Raw genomic sequence first — 2038 nt, 5'->3', positions numbered from 1 at the left:
TCCTCGACCCACCCGGCGAACCAGGCCTCGAGGGGAACGTCGGTGAACAGCCCGGTGGGAGTCGGCGGTGTGTATGTCGCCCCATTCTTGATGCGCAGGAAGAAGACCGAGGCTTCGGCTCGGGTGTGCTGGTTGCCGGGGCAGTAGGCAAGGGGATCGGTGTTGCAGCCGGCCGTCATTCCATCCTGCCACAAGCTCTCGATCCAGCCATAGCCCCAGAAGGAGGTCGGTACATCGGCGAATGTCGGCGAGGCAGGCGGGGGATAGGGTGCAGAGGGGATCGCCCCGTGCAGCCCGCGCTCAACGAAGACGGCCGATTCCGCCCGGGAAAGCACGTTCTCGGGGCAGTACAAGCGCGGCTCGGCGCTGCAGCCGGCCACGAAGCCGGCGTTGTACAGCGCCTCGATATTCGCCCGCGCCCAATGCGTGTACGGGACATCGGCGAAGGCAAGCGCCACGATGCGGAGCACCTGACCGCTGCTTAGGTCCGTGAAATAAACCTCGCCGACTTGGTCCTCGCCAAAGGAGGAGATGTTGTAGTCGGTATCCAGTAGAAGCGCCGACTGCCACGCCCCTCCGCCGGTGCGCTCAAGCCCCCAGATTCGTCCGCTGCAATAGTCGCCGTACAGGTAGATGCCATTGAGCTGGGCGAACTCCTGGCCTCGGTAGACGTACCCGCCTGTCACCGAGCAGCCTCCGCTGGATCCGTGGTCGTACTCAGCCACCGGAAGCGTCAAGCCGGTACGATCGCAGTCAGACGACGGGTTGTAGCACAGGCTGCCCTCCATCCCTCGCCAGCCATAGTTCGCGCCGCCGGTGCTTGAGGCTGACTGGAAGTCGATCTCCTCGCGGGCGCCCTGGCCGACATCGGCGATGAAGACATCGCCGGTCTGACGGTCGATGGAGAAGCGCCACGGATTGCGGAGTCCAAAGGCCCAGATCTCCTTGCGCACAGCCGGATCGCCGGAGGAGGCCAGTGGGTTGTCCGAAGGGATAGCGTAGGGTGTGCCAGCGTCGACGTCTAGGCGCAGGATCTTGCCGAGCAGCGTCGTCAGGGATTGGGCATTGCCATTCGGATCCCCCGCGCCGCCGCCGTCTCCGGTCGCGACGTACAAGTAGCCATCAGGACCGAAGGCAAGCATGCCGCCGTTGTGGTTCGTCGCCGACTTGGGGACGGCAAGCAGAATCGATTCGCTGGCCGCATCGGCCAGATCGGGATCGCCTGAAACTTGGTAGCGGGCGACGACGATACCGCCTGACAGGTTGGTGTAGTAGATGAAGAACTGGCCATTCGATCCGAAGTCCGGATGAAACGCCAGGCCTAGCAGTCCCTGCTCTCCGCCGCCTGAGGCGACCTTCGATCGGATATCAAGAAATGGCGTTGCGCCGAGCGTGCCGCCGCTGAGGATCCGAATGCGTCCGGCGCGCTCGCTGATGAACAGCCGCTCGCTGCCGTCGCCGGCATGCGTGATGAACACCGGCTGCTGCAAGCCCGAGGCGACCGGTTGCACGGCGATGTAGGGGGCGAGGGCGGCAACATCCGCCGCAGGACCGGCCTCGCCCGGCACCGGCGCCAGCACCCCGGTGGCCAGAGTGAGCAGCAAGAGAATGCGTAGGAGTCTGCCTGTGCGCATCACCGAACCCAATTCCAGAGCCTGCGAGGGCGAAAGGGGACCGTGCGGGCAAGCCTGCGAGCTAACTAGCCTAAGTATACCCAACTAGGCTGAGTATACCCAACTAGGCTGAGTAATGCGAGGGCAGTCAGGAGGACTACGGTACCGGAATTCCCTTGGCTTGGACCATCATGTAGGCCGCCCAGGACCGGTTAAGTAGGTCATTGGGGCAGAAGGACAGCGGCTCCGTCCGGCAGGCGGGAAGCAAGCCCTGGGCATAGGCGTCCTCGACCCACCCGGCGAACCAGGCCTCGAGGGGAACGTCGGTGAACAGCCCGGTGGGAGTCGGCGGTGTGTATGTCGCCCCATTCTTGATGCGCAGGAAGAAGACCGAGGCTTCGGCTCGCGTGTGCTGGCTGCCGGGG

The 2038-nt window shown here is 64.5% G+C and carries 2 protein-coding genes; both read right to left on the bottom strand.

Annotation, left to right across the window (positions count from 1 at the left end; translation table 11 throughout):
- Positions 1 to 1634: PQQ-dependent sugar dehydrogenase (locus tag MUO23_13060; GenBank protein ID MCJ7513881.1), on the bottom strand; the 1634-nt coding region annotated here is incomplete at its 3' end.
- 136 nt (positions 1635 to 1770) lie between these two features.
- The coding region (locus MUO23_13055) for a hypothetical protein (protein MCJ7513880.1) at positions 1771 to 2038 on the bottom strand (268 nt) is incomplete at its 5' end.

It is taken from the genome of Anaerolineales bacterium, from assembly GCA_022866145.1.
Taxonomy (GTDB): Bacteria; Chloroflexota; Anaerolineae; order Anaerolineales; family E44-bin32; genus PFL42.
This window is presented reverse-complemented; position numbering and strand designations above follow the sequence as displayed.